The organism is Intrasporangium sp. (assembly GCF_035280925.1).
Classification (GTDB): Bacteria; Actinomycetota; Actinomycetes; order Actinomycetales; family Dermatophilaceae; genus Intrasporangium.
Genome location: NZ_DATEEY010000162.1, coordinates 1 through 22,421, shown reverse-complemented (window position 1 = coordinate 22,421; position 22,421 = coordinate 1). Strand labels below are relative to the sequence as shown.

The window sequence follows — 22,421 nt, the reverse complement described above, 5'->3', positions numbered from 1 at the left end:
GTGGCCGGCGGCGCGGAGCCGCTCGCGCATGTTGCCGCCCATCCTGCCGAGACCGATGAGACCGAGCTGCATGTCCAGTGCCTTCCGTCCGGAGCCCTGATGCCTGTGAGGGTAGTGGTCCACCCCCATCGCGTGTCGTCCCCGGGTCACATACCCAAGCTGCCCGATGCCGTATGCCGCTGGGCGGGCTTCCCTGGGCGTGCGCGGTTCACGACGCCCCCATCGGTCAGCTGGCGAAGCGCACCGGCATGAGGACGTAGCGGTACGACGAGTTGGTCTCGCTGTCGGCCTCGGGCTGCCCCGTGAGGACCGCCGGCCTGCTCGGCTGGGTGAAGGAGAGACGGCTCCAGGGCTGGCCCACCGCGTGCAGGCCGTCGAGGAGGTACTGCGGGTTGAACGCGATCTGGATCTCGGGACCATGGAGGACCGCCTCGACGGCTTCGCTGGCTTGGGCGTCGTCGCCGGTGCCAGCCTCGATCGCGACCTGTCCCTCGGTGAACTTGAGCAGGACCGGGGTGTTCCGCTCGGCAACGAGGGCGACGCGCTTGACCGCCTCCTCCAACGCCGCCGTCTCGATGATCGCCTCGGTGTCCACCGAGGTGGGGAAGATCGAGGTGACCTTGGGGTACTCGCCGTCGAGCAGGCGAGTCGTGGCCTGGCGCTGTCCGGCCTCGAAGCCGATGAGTCCGTCGCCGCCGCCTCCGAAGGCGAGCTCGACCGATCCGGACGCACCGAGGGCCTTGGCGGTCTCGGAGAGCTGCCGAGCTGGGATCAGTGCGACGTGGTTGGCGTCCGGCGTGGCGGGCGCCCACGTCAGCTCCCGCATCGCGAGGCGGTACCGGTCCGTCGCGAGGAGCACGACCTTGTCGCCGTCGATCTCCATGCGCACCCCGGTGAGGATGGGCAGGGTGTCGCCACGGTCGGCGGCAACCGCCACTTGAGCGACAGCCTGCGTGAACACGTCCCCGGCAATGGTCCCGCTGGCCTCCGGCGCGGCAGGCAGGGTGGGGTAGTCGCTGACCGGCATCTCGCGCAGGCTGAACCGGGAGGAGCCACAGGTCATGTTGACCTTGGTGCCGTCGGTGCTGACGTCGACGGGCTTGGCGGGCAGGTTGCGAGAGATGTCGGCGAGCAGGCGTCCGAGGACGAGCACCTGGCCCGGCTCCGCAACGTCCGCCGGCACGGTGATCCGCGCCGAAACCTCGTAGTCGAACGCGGAGAGGGTGAGGCTGCCATCGTCGGATGCCTCGAGCATGACGCCCGCGAGCACCGGGACGGGTGGCCGGGCAGGGAGGCCCCGCGCAACCCAGGTCACTGCCTCGGCCAGGACGTCTCGCTCAACGCGGAACTTCACGACGGACTCACTTCGCAACGATGGGACATGGGTTCAGAGAACACGGGGTTCACAACATGGGGGCTCAGACACTAGCCCGTGCAGGTGATTGTGCACCACAGCCCTGACGGTGCGGGGGTGCTAGGCACACCCAGGTTGGCTCCGGTGCGCCGGGGTGGGTACAGGAAGGGTCTGGGACACCGGCTCGGACCGCTGTACTCGGGGCGGCTCTCCTTGTCTGGGGTCTCGTCATAGTCGTAGGTGCTGTGGACGATGTGGACAACGCGCGTCGTCGCAGTTCGGGCCGCGTGCCGGAATGTGCACCGGCTGTGGGTGACCGAGCCTCGGCTCACGGGCGGCTGTGGACAGGCTGGCTCCCTGCACAGACAGAGCACAAGGGGAAGGCTGGTTTTCCTCAGGGTTTGCCTTTCCGTCCACAGGTGTACACAGCGGGTTGTGGACACTGCATGACTAGTGGCGTTTCCGCACGCTTGTCCACATTGCTTCTGTGGACAAAGGGCCCACCTGTCCTCCACAGAGTTATCCACAGCGGTGGACAAGCCGGTCCTGGCCACGTGGCCTCTGTGTCACTGGCTGGTCTCGCTGTGTACACAGCTGTGGAAGGCGCTGTGGATTGGTCAGGTTCCTCGTCCACCGGACGCGAGGAAGATGTCGCGAGCGCGCGCCAGGTGCCACTCGAAGAGCGCCTCCGGGTCCTCGACCGGACCGAGCTGGTGGAACAGCTCGCTGGTCACTGCACCGAGGAGCAGAGTCCAGGCGGAGAGCCCTCGGGCCAGGACCTGGGCGTCGACGTCGAGCCCCGCGAACAGGTCGTCGGCCAGGAGGTCGCCGACCGCCCGCCCGGCGAGGCAGTCGCCGGGGAGTGGGTCAGGCATGCGTCCTGCGCGCCGGACGTCGTCGAGCAGGTGGATGAGGATGGCCTGGACCGCGGTGCCGGGGCCGATCGTGAGCTCTCCCGGTGCGGCGTAGTCGGGCACGGGAGAGCCGTAGATCAGGGCGAAGTCGTGCGGGTTCGCCAGAGCCCACTCGCGCATGGCACGACCGACAGCGTTCCACCGACCGTCGAGGTCGTCTGCCGGCACGGCGGAGTGGGCTGCGGCGGCTGCGGCCGCCAAGGACGTGTACGCCCGCACGATGAGGCGGGTCAGGAGGTCGTCGCGGCTCTCGACATACCGGTAGATGCCCGAGGAGACCATGCCGAGCTCCTTGGCGACCGAACGCAGACTGAGACCGGGGGCGCCGTACTTCGCCAGCTGTTCGCGGGCGACCCGGATGATGTCTGCCTCGATCGCGGCGCGGCGCTCCTGCCGTACTCCCATGCCGCCAGCCTGCCATAAGGAGCAAGGAAATGTGAGCACCGCTCTTGATTTTGGAGCCGCTGGTCTGCACACTGGAACGAGAGCGGTGCTCACAAATCCATCGAAGGAGAAGCGCATGACCCACCACCTCGTCCTCGGCGCCGGCGGCGTCGGCCGAGCCACGACCGCCGAGCTCGTCTCGCTCGGCCACACCGTCACCCTGGTGTCACGCTCCGGCCGCGTCACCGACCGCCCCTGGGAGACCATCCATCCCGACTCCGTGGAGGTCGCCGCCGCCGACGCCAGGGACGGGAGTCGTCTCGCCGCCCTCGCGCGTGGCGCCACGAGCATCATCAACGCGCTCAACCCGCCGAGCTACACGACCTGGGAGACCGACTGGCCGCCCGTGGCAGCGGCGATCCTGTCGGCCGCCGAGGTCTCCGGCGCCGGACTCGTCATGATCGGCAACCTCTATGGATACGGCCGGGTCGACGTCCCGATGAGCGAGGGCCACCCGATGCGGCCGGCCGGGCACAAGGGCCGGCTGCGCGCGCGCATGTGGGCCGAGGCCCTGGCTCTGCACGACGCCGGCCGGATCCGCGCGACCGAGGTGCGCTCCAGCGACTACTTCGGTCCGGGCACCACGCGGATGACGAGCTATCTCAATGACGTCATCATCGACTCCCTGCTTGCCGGTCGCCCTCCGTTCGTCCCGCTGGGTCGCCGCGACGCGCCCCACTCCTGGACCTACGTGCCGGATGTGGGCCGGCTCGCCGCACGGGTTGCCACCGGCGACGAGGGGTGGGGCCGGGTCTGGCACGTGCCGACATCGGCGCCGCGCTCCTTCGACGAGGCAGCGGACGACGTGGCCCGAATCGCTGGCGTCCGACGGCGACGGCTGTGGGTGCTGCCTCGGGCCCTGGGGACAGCAGCTGGAGTCGCGGTGCCGTTCATGCGCGAGCTGCGCGAGACCCGGCACCAGTTCGAGCGGCCGTTCATCCTCGACAGCGTGCTCACCGAGCGGACCTTCGGGCTCGAGCCCACGCCATGGGAGGACGCGCTCAAGATCACCATCGAGTCGAGACGGCACTCAGCGGCATACGAATGATGCCCTCGAGCGTCAGGTGGACTGCTGGCGGATGCGGTTGGTCAGCTCGGTGACCTGGTTGTAGATCGCCCGCCGCTCGCTCATCAGCTCACGAATCTTGCGATCCGCGTGCATCACCGTCGTGTGGTCGCGGCCGCCGAAGTGCTGGCCGATCTTCGGAAGTGACAGGTCGGTCATCTCGCGGCACAGGTACATCGCGATCTGGCGCGCGGTGACGAGCTGGCGGGACCGCGACGAGCCACACAGGTCCTCGATCGTCACGGCGTAGTACGCGGACGTGACGGCCATGATCGTCGCCGCGGTCACCTGGTTGGGCGTCTCGTTGGGCAGCACGTCCTTGAGGACGATCTCGGCCAGGGGCAGGTCGATCTGCTGGCGGTTGAGGTTGCTGAAGGCCGTCACCCGGATCAGCGCACCCTCGAGCTCGCGGATGTTGGTGCTGAAGTTGCTCGCGATGTACTCGAGCACGTCGTCCGGGACCGACATCCGCTCCTGGATCGCCTTCTTGCGCAGAATGGCGATGCGGGTCTCGAGGTCGGGCGGCTGGACGTCGGTGAGCAGGCCGGACTCGAACCTGGTCCGCATCCGGTCCTCGAAGCCCGACAGCTCCTTGGGTGGCAGGTCGCTCGTGATGACGATCTGCTTGTTCGCGTTGTGGAGCGTGTTGAACGTGTGGAAGAACTCCTCCTGGGTCTGCAGCTTGCCCTGGAGGAACTGGATGTCATCGATGAGCAGGACGTCGACGCTGCGGTAGCGGGCCTGGAAGGCGCTGGCCTTGTCATCACGGATGCTGTTGATGAAGTCGTTGGTGAACTCCTCGGAGTTCACGTAGCGGACCCGCACGTTGGGGAACATCGTGCGGGCGTAGTGCCCGATCGCGTGGAGCAGATGGGTCTTGCCGAGGCCGGACTCGCCGTAGACGAAGAGCGGGTTGTACGCCTTCGCCGGCGCCTCCGCGACGGCGACGGCGGCCGCGTGCGCGAAGCGGTTGCTCGCACCGATGACGAAGGTGTCGAAGGTGTACTTCGGGTTGAGCCGCGTGTCGCTCGCCTGGGCCGCCGGCTCGAGGCGTTGCTGCCGCAGCGGACCGCTCTCGCCCCCGGGCAGCTGACCCGGGTGGACGTGGTCGGGCGGGAGCTGCCCGCGGTGCAGCTGTGCGGCCCGGAGGTGCTCGGGTGAGAGGTGGTCGGCGGAGCGATGATCCGGCCCCGAGCCGTTGGGGCTCGACAGGGGCCCGAACTGCGTCGGCGTCGTCGCCGAGTCGAGATCGGCCGCCAACAGCTCCGGCGCGCTCGCCTCGAGGTCCTTGAGCGGGTCCCCGCTGGCGACGAGCGGGATGACCGGATCCAGCCGTGGGTGGGGCGTCCCGAAGGCGGGCGCGACCCGGCCGACGTCGGAGAGCGCCGGTTGGCCGGTCGGCTCGTCGGTGATGAGCCCGAGGTCGTCCTGGTCGAGGGACTCGTCGACGCTGACCGCAAGCTGGACCGGGTGACCGAGATGCGCCGAGAGCGTCGCGACGACCTGGCCTTGCAGTCGGGTCTCGAGGAAGTCCTTGGTGTAGGCGTTGGGCACCTTCACGAGCGCGGTCTGGTCGAGCACGCCGACGAGGCGGCACAGCCGGACGAAGGCGCGCTCCTGTGCGGTGACTCCCGCAGAGCCGAGCGAGGCGAGGGTCTGGTGCCAGACCTGGCCGTAGTCAACGTCTCCGCCCGTCACTGCCTCACCCTGTCCCTGACTGCTCTGTTGCCCCCGCGCGATGTCTGACCCGATCCGGAGCACAGGCCGGGGTCCAGCCTGTCATCTCGCCGCCTCGGATGCGGACGTTTTCCACACGATTGTCCACACCCTGTGCAGGACGGCGGAGGCGGCACTGCGGGGCAGTCGTGCGAATGGCAACCTAACAACTCGGCATGCGGCTGACAACCGCCGCCACCGAGGAAGTGGCTGCGCTCGGCGTGTCGACTTGCGGATGGCTCGGGGCGGCCGATGATGGAGGGTTTGCCGACCCCGGATCGGCTCGAGCCGGTTTGACCCCCCTTCCGCCGCTCCCGTATCGTTGACCGAGCGTGTCGGCGACCTCTTTCGCATGCCCGTGGCGCGCGCCTGGAGGGGTGGCGTCGATCCATGGGCTTGCCGATTGCGGTCGCCAGCAGCAGCAATCTGCAGTTGAACCACTCGATTGGACTCGGGATCGGGTCGGCGTGTGCCGTCCGGCCCGCAAGCAACGGAGAACCTCGTGAGCAAGCGCACCTTCCAGCCGAACAACCGTCGCCGCGCCAAGACGCACGGCTTCCGTCTGCGCATGCGCACGCGCGCTGGTCGCGCCATCGTGGCTGCCCGCCGTCGCAAGGGCCGCTCCGAGCTCTCGGCCTGAGGGCCGACGTGCTGCCGGCACGTCACCGCCTGCGCGATCGGGCGGACTTCACGTCGGCAGTTCGCGGACCAGATGCCAGCAGAGCGGGCGGGCCACTCCTCGTCGTGCATGCCAACCAGACCGATGTGCGGGCGGATCTTCCGGCGCGCGTCGGTTTCGTTGTGTCCAAGGCGGTGGGGAACGCCGTGACCCGCAACCTGACCAAACGGCGACTGCGGGGGATCATGGCGACCCAGCTCAGCGGCATACCGGATGGCGTTGACCTCGTGGTCCGCGCGAACCCGGCCGCCGCGCGCGCGACTTACCGTGAACTCGCGGATTCCCTTGCGCTGCAAGTGGATCGCGTATGCCGCTCACTTTCCAGGGCGTCATCGTGACCACCGGTGCGGGGTCGGGGGCCGCTGGCTCGGTGGGCCGCGCCCTGGCCACCCCTCTCGTGTGGATGGTGCGCCTCTACCAACGCCTCATCTCGCCCATGCGGCCGCCGACCTGTCGCTTCCACCCGAGCTGCTCCGCGTACGCGGTCGAGGCGCTCGAGCGGTTCGGCCCGCTGAAGGGCGGCTGGTTGGCGATCCGGCGGCTGGGTCGCTGCCACCCCTGGACACCCGGTGGTGTCGACCCGGTTCCGATGACCTGGGCGGAGCGGAACTCGTGGAAGCCCGAGGACTACCGGCCCCCGCACGACGAGGGCTCGCCGGAACCCGCGTCCGGCGAGCCGCATCGAAATGACCATCCGGCATGATGTGCCGACCGTGCTGAGCGGTAGCGCCATCCGCCGCCCGACGACAGAGGACCTCCGTTGATCGACTTCTTCAACACCCTGCTCTACCCGATCAAGCTGGGTGAAGCCTGGGTCATGTGGGCCTTCCACTGGGTCTTCGAGAAGCTCGGCCTGAGCGGTGACTGGGCCGGTTGGGCGTGGGCGTTGTCCATCGTCGGCCTGACCGTCGTCGTCCGCATCCTGCTCATCCCACTGTTCGTGCGGCAGATCCACTCGTCTCGCAAGATGCAGCTCATCCAGCCCGAGATGCAGAAGATCCAGAAGAGGTACAAGGGCAAGACCGACCCGGAGAGCCGGCAGGCGCAGCAGAAGGAGATCATGGATCTCTACCGGCGCACGGGCACCAACCCGTTCAGCTCCTGTCTGCCGATCCTGCTCCAGTCGCCGTTCTTCTTCGCGCTCTTCCAGCTGCTCAACAACCTGCGCGCGCAGGCGGAGGGCAAGCAGCCGGGGATCGGTCCGATCACCAACGAGGTCGCGTTGGCGATCGAGAACTCGACGATCTTCGGGGCCCGCCTCTCGGACTCCTTCATGTCGTCGGAGACGCTCAGTCCCAAGATCCTCGCGGCCGTGCTCATCGTGGCCATGTCGGCGACGACGTTCACGACGCAGTACCAGCTGATGCGCAAGAACATGCCGGCCGCGGCGCTCGACAACCCCTTCGCGAAGCAGCAGAAGGTCCTGCTCTACCTCATGCCGATCTTCTTCGCGATCTCGGGCATCAACTTCCCCATCGGCGTGCTGATCTACTGGACCACGACGAACCTCTGGACCATGGGGCAGCAGTTCTACGTCATCCGCAACATGCCCGCGCCCGGCTCGCTGGCCTACCAGGCGATGGTGGAGCGGGACACCCGCAAGGGCCGCAAGACGAAGCACGTCACGGTGCCCGGACTCGAGGAGTCCGCAGAGCCGGAGGTGGAGTCAGCGAAGTCGGGCCAGCGGCAGCAGCCGAAGGGCAAGAAGCGCGCGAAGGGTTCCGGTGGGGGGCCGCGAGCCGGGACCGGTGCGAAGGCAGGGCCCACCAAGGCAGCGGCCGGCGGAGGCTCCCAACCTGGGAAGAAACAGCAGAAGCCGAAAAAGCCGCCCGCGAAGGATCGCACCTAGCGGCGAACCGATCTCCCCGGCTCGCTTGCGTCGCCGTACGAGGCTGACGTTCCTGCCCCGGGCCAACCCAGACGTGAAGACACAACCGCGGATGCTCGGTTATCCACAGGTTGTGGGAACTTTGTGAATAAAGGAGCAACTTCTCCATGAGCGACGTGACGCCGCATACCAGTCCCGAGACCCTTCCGAGCCCCAGCGTCGATGAGACCGACGCAACCGGTGAGGCGACGGGTTCGGAAGCAGGCCCCGAGACGAGCCCTGATAGCCCTGACCCGAGCCCTGACAGGAGCCCTGACAGCCCTGACACGAGACCTGACGCGAGCGAAGGGCCCGGCTCAAAGGCCCGTGCGGAGGGTCAGGCGGAGGGTCAGGCCGAGGCCGGTCCTGAGCCGAGCGCGGATCACGACACTGCGGGCCGGCCGAGCCGGCTTCGTCAGCTGGAGCGAGAGGGTGAGATCGCGGCTGACTTCCTCGAGACCTTGCTGGACATTGCAGACCTCGACGGGGACCTCGACGTGGACGTGGATGGTGACCGTGCCGCTGTGGCGATCGTCGACTCCGAGGAGGGCCGCGTGCCGAGGCGCCTGGTCGGCGACAACGGGCGCGTCCTCGATGCCTTGCAGGAGCTGACTCGCCTTGCTGTGCAGGTCGAGACGGGGGAGCGGAGCCGACTCATGCTCGACGTGGCCGGGTACCGGGCTGACCGACGGGCCACGCTGGTGGCGCTGGCCCAGGAGGCCGTGGCCGCCGTTCAGGCGTCCGGGGTCAAGAAGGAGCTCGAGCCGATGACGGCCTTCGAGCGGAAGATCGTGCACGACGTCGTGGCTGCAGCGGGCCTTGTCTCGGAGTCCGATGGTCTGGACCCGAACCGGCACGTGGTCATCCTTCCGACCTGACCGTTCGGCCACGTTTCACGTGAAACACGCGGATGGGGGCCGTCCCTGGCGGTGACTGCCGCCACCAACTCGAGGACAAGGGAGACGGCGTGTCCGACTCTGAGGGAAGCTCCGATCTGGGCGGCTCCCAAAAGGGCACCCCAATCTCGCCTGCGCACGCTGACGAGCAGCATGGTCTCATCGATGGCGTCCCTGCCACTCCGGCCGCCGCCGCAACCGTCTTCGGTGAGCAGCTTCCTCGCGCCGAGGAGTTCGTCCGCATCCTGGCCGACACTGGCATCAGCCATGGACTCATCGGCCCCCGAGAGGCACCCAGGCTCTGGGACCGCCACGTCCTCAACTGCGCCTTGGTTCACTACCTCATTCCGGCTGATGCACGTGGCCAGCGGGTCCTCGACATCGGCTCCGGAGCGGGTCTGCCGGGGTTGGCACTCGCGATCGCTCGACCGGATCTCGAGGTGCACCTGGTCGAACCGTTGTCCCGGCGAACCGGCTGGCTCTCTGGCGTCGTTGCGCAGCTCGACCTCGACAACGTCGTGATCCACACGGCACGAGCAGAGTCGATGTGGGACAGGATCACTGCGCCCTGGGTAACGGCACGTGCCGTGTCCGGCATCGTCCAGCTCGCGCAGTGGACCCTGCCGCTCCTGACTCCACGTGGTTCCCTCCTTGCGCTGAAGGGCAGCCGCGCTGCTGCTGAACTGGCCGAGCACCGAGCCGCGCTGCAGCGGCTCGGAGTGGTCCACGCTGACGTGGAGCCGATCGGCGAGGGCATGGTCGCCGACCCGACCATTGTCCTCCGTGTGACCATCGGCGACGCCATCGATCGTCGGTTGTTTCGCAACTTGGCGTCGAGTAGCGCTGGCTCGGCACGTCGGCGGATGGATCGTCCCCGTGGTGGGCGATCGTCCGGCTCGTCGCCTCGCGATCAAGGCCGGCGTGCCCGATGATCGAGAAGAGACCATCTCGTTGGCGGGGACTGTTGCGAAAGCGCGGCAGCCGCCACACCTCTGGAGGTAGCGACCCCGTGAGCAACCTTGGCTGGCCCAGCGCCGCTCCCGAGCCGACGGAAGAGCATCGACGCCTCGGATGGGTCGACATCGCCGCGCCCGTTTCACGTGAAACGGTCGCTGGCGATGCTGGCGATGCTGGCGATGCTGCTGAGGCTGCCCAGTGGCAGGCGCCAATGCGGTCCGGATCCGGCTCTGTGGTAGCGGATCCAAGGCCTTCCGCGCCCGGCGACGCTGAGCACCTTGACATTGAGCACCTTGACACTGAGCCCTCCGACGCTGAGCACCTTGACATCGAGACCCGGGATGCACTGTCGGAACCGACTGCATCGGCAGGGGCGGACACCGTAGAAGCTGAAAGGGCGATTTCCGTGACAGTGACCGAAGGGGGTGCGACCGAGAGGTCGGAGCCGGCTCCCGGAGAACGCCCCCGCCCCACCTGGCCGGACTCCGGGACGGCTGACCAACCCGCACTCGGGGAGGGCCCCGCGGACGGCCGAGGAGCAGAGCCGTTCGCCGCCGGCGCGGCGGCGGCCAGTGCCACAGGGCCCGATTCGGTGGGGCCGTGGAGGTCTGCCGGGTTCGGCGCGGCTCTTCGGAGCGGAACCCATTCCGAGGCCCGGTCCTCGGATGGTCGGGCGATCGGGGCGGACATCTACTTCACAACCTCGGCCGAGAACGCCGGACAGCGGTTGGAGCAGCGGCCGACCACGGCTACGGCGGGCGGTCCCCCGGCTGACGCCGATGGCGGCATGCACCTCGCCGTAGAGGGCGACACGTCAGGTGACTCGGCGCCGAGCCTTGGCCTTGATGACGGGTCCAGGGCCGACGTCGCGGCTGCGACCCTCGACGACGAGGTGGCCTCGCCGCCTCGCCCAGTCGAGCCTGACGGGCCAGTCGCGCCCGACGACCCCTCCGCCGCACCCCCCTCACTCGGTGAAGCGAGCGGGCTAGCCAACCCGTCGATCGTGGCCACCTCGACATCCGAACCAGCGATCCGAGGCGGCGTGACGACCCCTGTGGACAACCATGTGGACAGCGCCCTCCCGGTAGGCCCGATCACGCACGAAGTAGCGACCCAGGGCGCTGGGGAAAACCATGTGGAAGAACCGGTCGTCAACTCACCCGCGATCGTGGTTTCACGTGAAACGCATGTCGTCGATCACGGCGACGGAATGGGTTCGATCGAGGACGAAAACGCCATCGACGAGAACGTCCGGCGGCGGATCCAGCTCACGGGCCGAGCATTCCCCAAGCCGACCCAGCCTCGCGTGCTGACGGTCGCGAACCAGAAGGGTGGGGTGGGCAAGACGACGACAGTGGTGAACGTGGCGGCGGCGATGGCACAGTCGGGCCTCCGGGTCCTCGTCATTGACCTGGATCCGCAGGGAAATGCGAGCACCGCTCTGGGGATCGACCACCATGCCGAAGTGCCCTCGATCTACGACGTCCTGGTGGAGGGTGTGCCGCTGCTCGAGGTGGTGCAGGCGTGCACCACCGTGGAGGGCCTCTTCTGCGCTCCAGCGACGATCGACCTGGCCGGCGCGGAGATCGAACTCGTTTCGCTCGTTGCCCGCGAGACTCGGTTGCAGAAGGCGATCCGCGCCGCGGCCGAGACGGGGCACGACTACGACTACGTCCTCATTGACTGCCCACCCAGCCTCGGGCTGCTCACGGTCAATGCGATGGTAGCCGCGTCGGAGGTCTTCATTCCGATCCAGTGCGAGTACTACGCCCTCGAGGGTCTGTCCCAGTTGCTCAAGAACATCGAGCTGGTCAAGGCGCACCTCAACCCGCCGCTGCACGTTTCCACCATTCTGCTCACCATGTACGACGGGCGGACGCGACTCTCGGCCCAGGTCGCCGACGAGGTGCGCGAGCACTTCCCCGCCGAAGTGCTCCGGACGACAGTGCCCAGATCTGTGCGCGTGTCTGAGGCACCGAGTTTCGGCGAGACGGTCATGACCTACGACCCGACGAGCAGCGGTGCCCTGGCGTATCTCGAGGCTGCCGGCGAGATCGCTGATCGCGGAGCAGCCGGCAACATCTGACGCCCGGCGCCACGGTGCCAAGGAATCAAACCGAGTCGCACCGTGCTGTTTCACGTGAAACGCCCGCGACCGGCACGGCAGTCGGCGGGGACAGCGCACGTCGTACCGACGCGGCCGAGTCTCGTCACCGGGTGGTGAGCAGGCGCTGCCGTTGATCCAGCCGTTTCACGTGAAACGGCGGGCATGACACACCGGCAGCGGCCATGCGAGCCCTCACCGGAACAGGTTCGGCAGTCACCTAGACTTGGCCCGCGCGAGAGTCGCGACGACGATGTTGAGGGGATGGACATGGCGGAGAAGCGGCGGGCACTGGGGCGGGGTCTGGGGGCGCTCATCCCGAGTGCTCCAGTGAGTGGATCCGGCCGTCCGGTCGACGTGTTCTTCCCGGAGCAGAAGTCGGGCAGCCAGGCTGGCCAGGAGCCGGGCGCCACCGCAGCGGGATCGGACAACGGCCATGTTGCGGCGCAGGTCGACGCCGTCACTCGGGACCAGGACTCCGCCACGGAAGACGGCCTCACTCCGGTCCCCGGCGCACAGTTTGCAGAGATCGACCTCGAGCTGATCCGCCCCAATCCCAAGCAGCCCCGGTCCGTCTTCGACGAGGACCAGATGGCCGAGCTGGTCCACTCGATCCGCGAGATTGGGGTGCTCCAGCCGATCGTCGTACGCCGGATCCCCGCGGACCAGATCGCCGACGCAGAGGGCAAACAGTACGAGCTGATCATGGGGGAGCGCCGCTGGAGGGCGACCCAGGAGGCCGAACTGGCATCGATCCCGGCCATCATCAAGGACACCAATGACGACGCGCTCCTGCGCGACGCCCTCCTCGAGAACCTGCACCGGAGCCAGCTCAACCCGCTCGAGGAAGCGGCCGCCTACCAGCAGCTGCTCGACGACTTCGGCTGCTCCCACGAGGAGCTCGCCCACCGCATCGGTCGCTCGCGGCCCCAGATCTCCAACACGCTCCGGCTCCTCAAGCTGCCTCCCCTGGTGCAACGACGCGTTGCCGCAGGGGTGCTCAGCGCCGGGCACGCACGCGCCCTTCTAGGGCTGCCTGACGGCGCCGCCATGGAGCGCATGGCTCAGCGCATCGTCGCCGAAGGGCTCTCGGTCCGCAACGTTGAGGAGCTCGTCGCCATCGGCGACGGTGACGCCGCTCCGAAGCCACGACGACCCCGGGCCGGTGGCCGCCACCCGCAGCTGGACCAGTTCACCGCAGGGCTGTCCGACCACCTCGAGACGCGCGTGAACATTGCGCTGGGACAGCGCAAGGGGAAGATCACCGTTGAGTTCGCCTCGATGGAGGACCTGCGGCGGATCCTCGGCCTCATGGGCTTCGAACCAACACCCTGACGTGCCAGAGGGCCATACGATCCACGCCCTGGCCGCGCGACTCAACCGAACGCTGGGCGGCCAACGGGTCGACGTCTCGAGCCCGCAAGGTCGGTTCGCAGCCGACGCGGCACTGATCGACGACCGTATCCTCGACCGCGCTTCGGCCCGAGGCAAGCACCTGTTCGTTGACTTCGACGAAGTCGCGGACCTGACCCTCCATGTGCACCTCGGCCTCATCGGCTCGTTTCACGTGAAACGGCGCGATCAGGAGGGCGCAGTCGCATCACCGGCGCGGCTTCGGATCGAGGGTCGGCATCACGTCGCTGAGCTGCGCGGGCCGATGATCTGCGCCCTGATCGACGAGTCGGCGCGCGAGACGATCCTCGACAGGCTCGGCCCGGACCCGCTTCATGAACCGGACGTGCTCGCCGACGGCACGGATCGGGCGTGGGCGCGAATCACCACGAGCCGCAAGACGATTGCGGAGCTCCTTCTCGACCAGTCCGTCCTGGCCGGCGTGGGCAACGTGTACCGATGCGAGGTGCTGTTCCGGCACCGCATCGATCCCTTGACCCCGGGTCGTGAGCTCGGACGTCGCCTGTGGGACCAGCTCTGGGATGACCTCGTCGCACTCCTCCCGCTCGGAGCGGCCTTCTCCCAGATCCTCACCATGCAGGACCAGGTGGACGCCGCCGCCGAGCTGGTGGCGGATGGGTCGGCCCTCGCGATCACCGAGCACCTCACCGGGGAACGCCTCGGTGACCACTTCGAGCGGCGCTTTCACACCTACAAGCGGACGGGCGAGAGGTGCGACCGGTGTGGCCGGCCCATCCGGAACCAGGCCCTCGGCGGACGCACGCTCTACTGGTGTCCCGGCTGCCAGCGGCGGCGCAGGCGCTGAACGGGGAACGCGGCCGGCACGACCTCGATGCGGTCAATGCCAGACGCGAGCCCGCGGCATACGCTCTCCTCATGGTCCCTGCCGGAACCCAGCCCGCACCGACCCATGTCATCGCGCACCTGAGCGACATGCACCTCATCGCCGGGGACGCGCTCCTGCACGGCCACATCGACACCGTGGCGCAACTGCGCAAGGCCCTGACGCGCGTTGAACAGTCCGCCCAGCACTTCGACGCACTCGTCCTGTCGGGCGACCTCACCGACCAGGGGCAGCCGGAGGCCTATGCACTCCTCCGCGAGATCGTCGAGCCGGTCGCGGAGCGGCTCGAGGCGCCAGTGATCATGACGGGTGGAAACCACGACGAGCGCCGAGCGCTCGCCCAGGGCCTCTACGGCGTCGACAGCGACGAGCCGCAGGACGCGGTGACGATGGTGCGTGGCCTGCGCATCATCACCATGGACTCGGCCCTGCCCGGCTTCCATCACGGCGGCTTCTCCGACGCCCAATACGATTGGCTGTCAAGGCAGCTCGGACAGCCAGCCGAGTACGGCTCGATCGTGGTCATGCACCACCCACCGATCAGGTACCGGTCACCGCTGATGCAGCTGCTCGACTTCGAGGACGTGCCCCGGCTGCGCGCAGCCCTCGAGGACACCGACGTTCGAGCGATCCTCAGCGGCCACCTCCACGTGACCAGCTTCGGCACGCTGGGCACGATCCCCGTCTTCGTCGCTGGCGGTGTGAGCTACGTCGACGATGCCGGCGTCCCCCGCGAGCTCCTCATGGGCGTCGACGGCCCCCAGTCCTGGAACCTCATCGAGGTCCACGCGGATGGCGTCTTCGGCACGGTCGCCCCGGTCGAACAGCACAAGTCCTGGCCAGCCATCAACGAGGACGTCATCGAGTACCTCGGAACGGTGCCCCAGGACCAGCGCCGGACCATCTTCTCGACCAAGCGTTGAGCAAACTCCGAATGTCGAAAATGTCGAAGACCACGGGTGTCGGTCGACCTAGGAGTGTCAGTGACCACACGCCAGCGCCCACCAAGGAGCAGACATGACCACCACCCAGACCACGCACTCGACCACCCACTCGGCGGATGGGACGCCGATCGCCTACGAGACCTACGGCGCCGGCCCCGTCGTGGTCGTCGTCGGAGGGGCCTTCAACGACCGCAATGCCGGCCGCGAGCTCGCCCAGGCCATCGCCGCCCAGGGACACACCGGGGTCGCCTACGACCGCCGTGGCCGGGGGGACAGCGGCGACACCCAGCCCTATGCCGTCCAGCGGGAGATCGAGGACCTCACTGCCGTCATCAGCGCGGCCGGCGGCAAGGACTCCGCTGGTCAGCCCGTCCACGCCCACGGCGTCTCCTCCGGCGGAGCGCTCGTGCTGGAGGCCATCGCCGCGGGCGCCCCGGTCGCCACCGGCTCGGTCCTCGAGCCGCCGTACAAGGTCGAGGGTGCCCCGCCGTGGCCCGAGCGCTACATCGAGACGCTCGAAGAGCTCGAGGCCAACAGCGACCGTGAAGGAATCCTCCGCTACTTCCACACCCGAGCCGTCGGCCTCCCTGAGGAGATGCTCGACGGGATGCGCGGCACTCCGATGTGGGAAGCGCTGCTGAGCCTGACCTACACCGTCCGCTATGACGGCCTGTGCATGGGCCCCAGCCCGAGCATGCCGGACGAGCTGCTCGCGAGAATCGAGGCCCCGGTCCTTGCCGTCAGCAGCACCGGCACGGCCATGCCCTTCCTCCCCGCAGCCGCCCGAGCTGTGGCCGAAGGCCTGTCCAAGGGTGAGTACCAGCAGCTCGAGGGCGGGTTCCACGAGGTCCCCGCAGGGACCCTCGCACCGGTCCTCGCCGACTTCATCCGTCGCGCGGCCAGCTGATCACCGTCCGCGCCACCTACGCGAGTCAACTTGCAGCGCAAGGAAACTCAGCGGCATACGGCAATTCAACCAAGGAGCGCCAACGCAGGGTTGTGCTCGGGCGGAACCACCTCACGTGGCGGGCCGGGGGGTGTCCCGTCGCCGAAAGGTGACCCGCCCAGCGTCGCCCGGTCATGCTCAGCGGCCCACACCGACAGGTCCGGCCCACCAGGGACCACCCCGGTCGGGTTGATGTCGCGGTGCACGACGTAGTAGTGGGCCTTGATGTGGGTGAAGTCGACCGTGTCGCCGAAGCCCGGCGTCTGGAAGAGGTCGCGGGCATACCCCCACAGGTTCGGCAGCTCGACGAGCTTGACCCGGTTGCACTTGAAGTGCCCGTGGTAGACGGGGTCGAAGCGGACCAGCGTCGTGAAGAGGCGCACGTCGGCCTCCGTGATGTGCTCGCCGACGAGGTAGCGCCGCGTGGCAAGGTGCTCCTCGAGCCAGTCGAGGCGGCGCCAGAGCCGGTCATACGCCTCGTCGTACGCCTGCTGGGTACCCGCGAAACCGCACCGGTAGACCCCGTTGTTGACCTCGGTGTAGTTCACCTGGGCGATGTCGTCGATCTCGTCACGCAGCTGTTCGGGGTAGAGGTCGGGCGCCCCGTCGCGGTGGTGGGCGCGCCACTGCGTCGACAGGTCCAGCGTGATCTGGGCGAAGTCGTTGGTGACGACGGCGCCGGAGGGGACGTCGACGATGGCCGGGACGGTGATTCCCCGCGGGTAGTTCGGGTCGCGCTTGAAGTAGGCGTCCTGGATCCGGGGAATGCCCAGAACCGGGTCGACCCCATCGGGGTCGAGGTCGAAGGTCCAGCTTCGCTGGTCGTGCACCGGACCGCAGATCCCCATCGACAGGGCCTCCTCGAGGCCGAGCAACCGGCGAGCGATGATCGCCCGGTTGGCCCACGGGCACGCTCGAGCCACGACGAGACGGTAGCGCCCGGGCTCCACCGGGTAGCCCTCTCGGCCGTCCGCCGTGATCCGGGTGGTGAGGTATCGCGTGTCCCGCTCGTAGGTCGGTTCGACATAGGTGCCCTGCTCCGTCATGTCCCAACCATAGGTGGGTATGCCGCTGGGCTGGGCTGGCTGCCACACACGGCTGGGCACCGGCCGGGTCGCGCTCCTGCCCGGCCGGTCAGGCACGTTCGTCCCACCCGGGACAGAATGGGGGCATGGACCTCCGAGGGCAGGAGCTGCGTCGTGCGTGACCTGCGCCCGTTGACCGTCGACCGCGTCGCCGACCTCGCTGGTGACTCGGCACTCTGCACCTTCTGGCAGACCGTCCCCCGCAACGGTGACATCCTGCCCAGGGAGCCGATCGACCTGCTGACTGACTGGGTCAGTGACGTGACCGCCAACTGGGGCCCACCCGGGCGAATCGCCTACGTCGAGGACCGGCCGGTCGGCCACGTCCTCCTCGTGCCGGCCCGGTACGTGCCCCGCCTGGCTGCGTTCCCGACCACGCCCTCCGATCCGGCGACACTGATGCTGGTGACCGTGCGCATCAACGCCGACCAGCGCGGTCGGGGCCTGCGCAAGGTCCTCGTGCAGGCCGCGGTGAAGGAGGCCCTGCGCCACCGCGTGCGGTCCATCGAGGTCATCGCCGCGCGCCCGCACGCGGTGGGCAAGCATCCCTGCGTCCTGGAGAGCAGCTTCGTGGAGAACCTCGGCTTCCGGGTGGCGAGGGACCACCCGGTCTACCCACGCCTTCGCCTCGACCTGCGCACGATCGTGACGATCCGTGATGGTGCGGCCGCGGCGGTCCGCAAGGCGCTCGCCAGGGTGCCCGGCGTCCACCCCGTGCCGGAGACGCCTCCCGACGGAGCCACGCGAGCCCGGGTCACGCGAGCCCGGGACACGCGAGCCCGGGACACGCGAGCAATCGAGTGAACAACATATGTGCCCGAAAGATGTTCACTCGATTGGGCGGCGGGGGTCACCGGGGAGCAGGGGTCACCGCCGGTCGCTGGATGGCCGCGCCTGATCCGGCTGACGAGCCTGAACGGCATCGATCGACTCGAGGTGGCGGCGCAGGTCGGCAAGTCTGAGCATGCCCGTGTGGCCAGTGTCCGCCTCGCCCAGGTAGAGGCGTTGCAACGCGACCACGACGCCCTCGGCGATGCGGTCGAGCCTGTGCGAGTTGGACAGCACCGCCACATCGGACGGGTGGCTGAGGTAGCCGATGTCGAGCCGGACCGCGGGCATCCGGGTCCGACGCAACAGGGTCCAGCTCCGCGGGTGCGTGCGGCAGTCGGTGAGGCCGCTCCGTGCCACGACCTCGCGCAGGAGCAGGTCCGCGAAACGCTCGCCGATGATCGACCAGCCGCGGCTTGGCCCGGCCGCTGCCCCGGGTCGGTCGCCGGGTCTTTCGTTGGGTCGGCCGCCGGGTCTTTCGTTGGGTTGGCCCCCGGGTCTTTCGTTGGGTTGGCCCCCGGGCGGGTCTCCCTGTCCGTAGAAGAACGTCGCCGCGCCGTGGGCGGCGATCCCGCCGGAGTGGTCGGTGTGGATCGACAGGAGTAGATCGGCGTCCAGCGCATTGGCGAGCGTCGCCCGCTCGGCGTCCTCACCGCCCGGCCCACTGGTCCGCGTGAACACGACCTCCACGCCATGTGCGGTGAGGCGTCCCTCGATCCGGTGCGCCAGGTCGAGGGTGAGGTCGGACTCGACGAGGCCGTTCCCCGTGCTCCCCGGGTCATCGCCGCCATGCCCCGGGTCGAGGACGATGGTGCGCCCGCTCAGGCTGTAGCCGCCGCGCCGGATCTGCTCGCGCTCCTGCAGCGCGATCGCCGAGCCCCCCGTCACGGACCTGCGCAGATCGACGAAGGCGCGCATCGTCTCGGGACCGAGCGTGCCGTCGGCGTCGAGCCCCACCGCGCCCTGGAATCGGCGGAGGGCGGCATCGGTCGCCTCGGCGTGGATCCCGTCGACCTTGCCCGGGCCGAAGCCCAGCTCGGCGAGGCGGGCCTGGAGCTGGGCCACGTCGTCGCCCTCGAGGGGGTGGCCCGGCAGGTACCGCAGGACGCGGTCCCCGAGTGACCACCGGGCGCCGTCGAGCACGGAGTAGGTCGACCGGCCGACGATGCCGTCGACGAGGAGGCCGCGTCGCTGCTGGAAGGACTTGACGGCCCGCTCGACGTCCTCCCCGAACTCGACGCTCTCGCGAGGCCCGACCCTGTCGGCCCGTTCGGCCGGCAGGTCACCGGTGAGGACGAGCCGATCGCGGACGTCGGCAACGGCGAGTCCGCGGTCTCCGCGACGGAGCACGACAACCTGGTGCGGGGTCACGGGCCTCCTTCGGGCACGGGGACCTGTGCACTCTAGTACGCCGCTGGGGAGGCACCGCGTCGAGCGGCGGACCACCACATCAGGTCGAGCTCCCCGTGGCGCGAGCCACCGTCAGGAGATGAACTCCTCGAGCTCGCGGAGCAGCTTGGGCTTGGGGTGCGCGCCGACGATCGACTTGACGACCTGACCCTTGACGTAGACGTTGAGCGTCGGGATCGACACGACGCCGTAGCGCGCCGCGGTGTCCATGTTGGCGTCGGTGTCAAGCTTGACGATCTCGACCTTGTCGCCGTACTGCTCGTTGATCTCCTCGAGGATCGGAGCGACCTTGCGGCAGGGACCGCACCACTCCGCCCAGAAGTCCACGAGCACGGGCTTGTCGCTCATGAGGACGTCATCAGCGAACGTGGCGTCGGTCGTTTCCTTCAGTGCCATGCTGGGTCTCTCCCTTGGGTATGCCGCTGGGCTTGCTTGCCGGATCGCAGCGGAGTGGGCGGGTGGTGGCAGATCGTCGCGGGTCGCCCTGTCAGGCTAGGCGTTCGCACCGACGGAGGTCGCGGGGATGGGGCCGGTGGCGGTGTCGTCGATGAGCGCCGCCTGGTGAGCTGCCTGCTCGGGAGAGGCGGCGTCCTCGAGGGCGGCGAGGTAGTGCTCGGCGTCGAGGGCGGCCGCGCAACCCGTGCCGGCTGCCGTGATCGCCTGGCGGTACGTGTGGTCGACCAGGTCGCCGCACGCGAACACGCCGGCAACGTTGGTGCGCGTGGACGGCGCGTCGACGAGGACGTAGCCGGCGTCGTCGAGGGCGACCTCACCGCTGCCGTCGGCGGCTCCGTCTGCTCTGAGCAGCTCGTTGCGCGGGTCGTGGCCGATGGCCACGAACATGCCGGTGACGGGCAGCTCGCGGGTCTCGCCGGTCCGCGTGTCACGGAGCGTGAGACCGGTCAGCTTGCCGTCGCCGTGGATCTCGGCGACCTCGCTGTTCCAGGCGAAGCCGATCTTGTCGTTGGCGAACGCCCGGTCCGCCATGATCTTGGAGGCCCGCAGCGCATCCCGGCGGTGCACGATCGTCACGGACCTGGCGAACTTCGTCAGGAAGGTCGCCTCCTCGATGGCCGAGTCGCCACCACCGATGACGGCGATGTCCTGGTCGCGGAAGAAGAAGCCGTCACAGGTGGCGCACCAGGAGACGCCGTGACCGGAGAGCTCCTTCTCCCTTGGCAGGCCGAGCTCCCGGTAGGCGGAGCCCATCGCGAGGATGACCGCCCTCGCGGAGTACGTCTTGCCGGCACCATCGGTGACCGTCTTGACCTGGCCGCTCAGATCGACCGCGGTGACGTCGTCGGTGACGAGCTCAGCCCCGAACCGCTCCGCCTGGGCCCGCATCTGCTCCATCAGCTCAGGGCCCATGATCCCGTGCTTGAAGCCGGGGAAGTTCTCCACCTCGGTCGTGTTCATCAGGGCCCCACCGGCGGTGACGGCACCTTCGAAGACGAGCGGCTTGAGGTTGGCCCGAGCCGCGTAGACGGCGGCCGTGTACCCAGCTGGTCCCGAACCGATGATGATGACGTTGCGGACGTCTTCCGACATGTGGCGATGCTCCTTGGACGGGGACTGCTGCTCGGCTCAACCGATCCTAGGCGCTCGGCATTCCCGTGGTGGGGGACGTCACGCGGGCGGCGCTGGGCACCGACTCGGCTCAGCGGCATACGGCCTGGGGTATTGGGACTCAGGGGACAGGTGTGGCCTCCGTGAGGCCGGCGGGATGGCCCGACGTGCACGTGCGTTCCACGACACGCACGGTGCTGCGACCATCCTCCGTCACGACGATGACGGCTGCCGGGCTGCCCTCGTAGGTGGCGATGTCGACGTGGACCGGGACATCGGTGGGCAGGGAGTGAGCGGTCAGGCAGGACTCGAGCCCCACCTGAGTCGCGATGGGGCCGAGCGTCGGCGCCTCGGCTGCGAGGACCTGGATGGGTGCGGCGGGGCGATCAAGCATGGCCCGGGCCTGGCCCGCGAGGTCGGCCTCGGTGTAGTCCGTCTCCGAGAGCTGGATGTGGAAGTCGCGCGTGGTCGGGGAGGTCACGGTGACGCTCGGGTTGCCGAGCGAGGCAGTTCCGTTCGCCCGCTTGTTGAGGTGCAGCGCCGAACCGCCGACCGCCACGACAGCCGCTGCGGCGGCCACCGCCGCGAGCGCGAGAACGGTGCGGGGGCGCTGGCGTTGGCGGATGAGCGGGGCGATCGCCGCCTGGTCCTCATCGGCTCGGGTCAGCGGCCCGGGGTCGACCCGCAGGGCGACCTCGTCGATGAGGAGCGACTCGATGCGCTGCGCCACGTGCTCCGGCATCGGACCGGCGTCGGGTGCAGCGGCAAGCAGCTCACGGACGCGTGCCTCGACGACGGGATCGAGCTCGTCTGCGGCCTCAGGCGTCGGCCCGGGTTGGTCCACGGTGTTCCTTCAGGGGCGGTGCGTCAGGTCTGGGTCGGGTCCGGCAGTACAGCGGTGAGGGGACCGACCTCGTGCTTCGACGTGCAGGATTGCGGCGCGGTTCCCATGCGGGCTTCTTCCAGCAGGTCAGTCGGCGTGCTGGTCCGGTTCACTGCCCTCGGGCTGGAGGCTCCAGGCCGGGGGCTCGTCGACGCCGGCCGCCTCGTCGCGCTCGGCATCGGCGCTGGAGCGCTGGACGATGCCGGGTGCGTGGTGGACCGGGGCATAGACCGCGTAGAGACGGAGCGGCTCGTCACCGGTGTTGACCACGTCGTGCCAGCTGCCGGCCGGGACCTGGATCGACCACCCGTCCGAGACCTCCTGCTCGAAGTCGAGCTGGTCCTTGGCGGGCCCCATGACGCACTTGCCCCTTCCGGCATCGAGACGCAGGAACTGGTCGGTGTCCGGGTGGACCTCGAGGCCGATCGACTCGCCGACCGGGATGGACATCAGGGTGACCTGGAGGTACGTGCCGGTCCAGGCAACGGTCCGGTAGTTCTCGTTG

General features: G+C 68.8%; 22 protein-coding genes. 13 read left to right on the top strand and 9 right to left on the bottom strand.

Features of this window, described 5'->3' with window-relative positions:
• Nucleotides 1-226: 226 nt before the first annotated feature.
• Both dnaN and VJN29_RS14825 read right to left on the bottom strand, forming a co-directional pair.
• A complete protein-coding gene (gene dnaN / locus VJN29_RS14830) occupies nucleotides 227-1,354 on the bottom strand; it encodes a DNA polymerase III subunit beta (RefSeq protein WP_324144405.1) in 1,128 nt (375 codons plus the stop codon).
• A gap of 617 nt (nucleotides 1,355-1,971) precedes the next feature.
• Nucleotides 1,972-2,673, bottom strand: coding sequence for a TetR/AcrR family transcriptional regulator (locus tag VJN29_RS14825; RefSeq protein ID WP_324144404.1), 702 nt, complete (start codon nucleotides 2,671-2,673; stop codon nucleotides 1,972-1,974).
• 115 nt (nucleotides 2,674-2,788) lie between these two features.
• On the opposite strand from VJN29_RS14825, the gene VJN29_RS14820 reads away from it, so the two are divergent.
• Nucleotides 2,789-3,760, top strand: a complete 972-nt coding sequence (locus VJN29_RS14820) for an NAD-dependent epimerase/dehydratase family protein (RefSeq protein ID WP_324144403.1) — start codon at nucleotides 2,789-2,791, stop codon at nucleotides 3,758-3,760.
• Between the two features lie 12 nt (nucleotides 3,761-3,772).
• Here VJN29_RS14820 and dnaA read toward each other — a convergent pair whose 3' ends face one another.
• Nucleotides 3,773-5,476, bottom strand: coding sequence for a chromosomal replication initiator protein DnaA (dnaA, locus tag VJN29_RS14815; RefSeq protein WP_324144402.1), 1,704 nt, complete (start codon nucleotides 5,474-5,476; stop codon nucleotides 3,773-3,775).
• A 520-nt stretch (nucleotides 5,477-5,996) separates the two neighbouring features.
• Between dnaA and rpmH the strand changes: the two genes are divergently transcribed.
• From rpmH to VJN29_RS14760, 11 genes are all read left to right on the top strand, one after another.
• Nucleotides 5,997-6,134 carry a 50S ribosomal protein L34 gene (gene rpmH, locus VJN29_RS14810; RefSeq protein ID WP_324144401.1) on the top strand — a complete coding sequence of 46 codons (138 nt, stop codon included), beginning with the start codon at nucleotides 5,997-5,999 and terminating at the stop codon, nucleotides 6,132-6,134.
• An 8-nt stretch (nucleotides 6,135-6,142) separates the two neighbouring features.
• Nucleotides 6,143-6,511 (top strand): ribonuclease P protein component, encoded by a 369-nt coding sequence (gene rnpA / locus VJN29_RS14805; RefSeq protein ID WP_324144400.1) that lies wholly within the window; start codon nucleotides 6,143-6,145, stop codon nucleotides 6,509-6,511.
• Nucleotides 6,481-6,876: a membrane protein insertion efficiency factor YidD gene (yidD, locus tag VJN29_RS14800; protein ID WP_324144399.1), complete on the top strand. Its 396-nt coding sequence runs from the start codon at nucleotides 6,481-6,483 to the stop codon at nucleotides 6,874-6,876. The genes rnpA and yidD overlap by 31 nt, the downstream gene beginning before the upstream one ends.
• 57 nt (nucleotides 6,877-6,933) lie before the next feature.
• Entirely contained in the window at nucleotides 6,934-8,022 is a 1,089-nt protein-coding gene (yidC, locus tag VJN29_RS14795) for a membrane protein insertase YidC (protein WP_324144398.1), read from the top strand.
• Between the two features lie 479 nt (nucleotides 8,023-8,501).
• Nucleotides 8,502-8,918, top strand: a complete 417-nt coding sequence (locus VJN29_RS14790; RefSeq protein ID WP_324144397.1) for a protein jag — start codon at nucleotides 8,502-8,504, stop codon at nucleotides 8,916-8,918.
• An 89-nt stretch (nucleotides 8,919-9,007) separates the two neighbouring features.
• Nucleotides 9,008-9,868, top strand: coding sequence for a 16S rRNA (guanine(527)-N(7))-methyltransferase RsmG (gene rsmG / locus VJN29_RS14785; protein WP_324144396.1), 861 nt, complete (start codon nucleotides 9,008-9,010; stop codon nucleotides 9,866-9,868).
• A gap of 1,091 nt (nucleotides 9,869-10,959) precedes the next feature.
• Nucleotides 10,960-11,979: a ParA family protein gene (locus VJN29_RS14780; RefSeq protein ID WP_414654382.1), complete on the top strand. Its 1,020-nt coding sequence runs from the start codon at nucleotides 10,960-10,962 to the stop codon at nucleotides 11,977-11,979.
• Nucleotides 11,980-12,267: 288 nt separating this feature from the next.
• The gene (locus VJN29_RS14775; RefSeq protein WP_324144395.1) at nucleotides 12,268-13,332 is read left to right on the top strand and encodes a ParB/RepB/Spo0J family partition protein; all 1,065 of its coding nucleotides are present in this window, start codon (nucleotides 12,268-12,270) and stop codon (nucleotides 13,330-13,332) included.
• A 1-nt stretch (nucleotide 13,333) separates the two neighbouring features.
• Nucleotides 13,334-14,215 (top strand): Fpg/Nei family DNA glycosylase, encoded by an 882-nt coding sequence (locus VJN29_RS14770; RefSeq protein WP_324144394.1) that lies wholly within the window; start codon nucleotides 13,334-13,336, stop codon nucleotides 14,213-14,215.
• Entirely contained in the window at nucleotides 14,182-15,177 is a 996-nt protein-coding gene (locus tag VJN29_RS14765; protein ID WP_324144393.1) for a metallophosphoesterase, read from the top strand. The genes VJN29_RS14770 and VJN29_RS14765 overlap by 34 nt, the downstream gene beginning before the upstream one ends.
• A 94-nt stretch (nucleotides 15,178-15,271) precedes the next feature.
• Entirely contained in the window at nucleotides 15,272-16,105 is an 834-nt protein-coding gene (locus VJN29_RS14760) for an alpha/beta fold hydrolase (protein WP_324144392.1), read from the top strand.
• Between the two features lie 65 nt (nucleotides 16,106-16,170).
• Here VJN29_RS14760 and VJN29_RS14755 read toward each other — a convergent pair whose 3' ends face one another.
• Entirely contained in the window at nucleotides 16,171-17,190 is a 1,020-nt protein-coding gene (locus tag VJN29_RS14755; RefSeq protein ID WP_324144391.1) for a glutathione S-transferase family protein, read from the bottom strand.
• Between the two features lie 153 nt (nucleotides 17,191-17,343).
• Between VJN29_RS14755 and VJN29_RS14750 the strand changes: the two genes are divergently transcribed.
• Entirely contained in the window at nucleotides 17,344-18,033 is a 690-nt protein-coding gene (locus VJN29_RS14750; protein WP_324144390.1) for a GNAT family N-acetyltransferase, read from the top strand.
• Between the two features lie 63 nt (nucleotides 18,034-18,096).
• On the opposite strand, the gene VJN29_RS14745 is transcribed toward VJN29_RS14750, so the two are convergent.
• The 5 genes from VJN29_RS14745 to VJN29_RS14725 all read right to left on the bottom strand — a co-directional run.
• Entirely contained in the window at nucleotides 18,097-19,428 is a 1,332-nt protein-coding gene (locus tag VJN29_RS14745; protein ID WP_324144389.1) for an N-acetylmuramoyl-L-alanine amidase, read from the bottom strand.
• A gap of 111 nt (nucleotides 19,429-19,539) precedes the next feature.
• Nucleotides 19,540-19,863 (bottom strand): thioredoxin, encoded by a 324-nt coding sequence (trxA, locus tag VJN29_RS14740; RefSeq protein WP_324144388.1) that lies wholly within the window; start codon nucleotides 19,861-19,863, stop codon nucleotides 19,540-19,542.
• A gap of 96 nt (nucleotides 19,864-19,959) precedes the next feature.
• Nucleotides 19,960-21,015 carry a thioredoxin-disulfide reductase gene (gene trxB / locus VJN29_RS14735; protein ID WP_324144387.1) on the bottom strand — a complete coding sequence of 352 codons (1,056 nt, stop codon included), beginning with the start codon at nucleotides 21,013-21,015 and terminating at the stop codon, nucleotides 19,960-19,962.
• Between the two features lie 139 nt (nucleotides 21,016-21,154).
• A complete protein-coding gene (locus VJN29_RS14730) occupies nucleotides 21,155-21,877 on the bottom strand; it encodes a hypothetical protein (protein WP_324144386.1) in 723 nt (240 codons plus the stop codon).
• A gap of 126 nt (nucleotides 21,878-22,003) precedes the next feature.
• Nucleotides 22,004-22,421: cupin domain-containing protein (locus tag VJN29_RS14725; protein ID WP_324144385.1), on the bottom strand; the 418-nt coding region annotated here is incomplete at its 5' end.

Excerpts from the sequence above, each read along its gene's own strand:
- trxA (WP_324144388.1), bottom strand. The coding sequence starts at position 19,863 with ATGGCACTGAAGGAAACGACCGACGCCACGTTCGCTGATGACGTCCTC.
- VJN29_RS14825 (WP_324144404.1), bottom strand. The coding sequence starts at position 2,673 with ATGGGAGTACGGCAGGAGCGCCGCGCCGCGATCGAGGCAGACATCATC.
- VJN29_RS14760 (WP_324144392.1), top strand. The coding sequence starts at position 15,272 with ATGACCACCACCCAGACCACGCACTCGACCACCCACTCGGCGGATGGG.
- VJN29_RS14820 (WP_324144403.1), top strand. The coding sequence starts at position 2,789 with ATGACCCACCACCTCGTCCTCGGCGCCGGCGGCGTCGGCCGAGCCACG.
- yidD (WP_324144399.1), top strand. The coding sequence starts at position 6,481 with ATGCCGCTCACTTTCCAGGGCGTCATCGTGACCACCGGTGCGGGGTCG.
- VJN29_RS14775 (WP_324144395.1), top strand. The coding sequence starts at position 12,268 with ATGGCGGAGAAGCGGCGGGCACTGGGGCGGGGTCTGGGGGCGCTCATC.
- VJN29_RS14755 (WP_324144391.1), bottom strand. The coding sequence starts at position 17,190 with ATGACGGAGCAGGGCACCTATGTCGAACCGACCTACGAGCGGGACACG.
- trxB (WP_324144387.1), bottom strand. The coding sequence starts at position 21,015 with ATGTCGGAAGACGTCCGCAACGTCATCATCATCGGTTCGGGACCAGCT.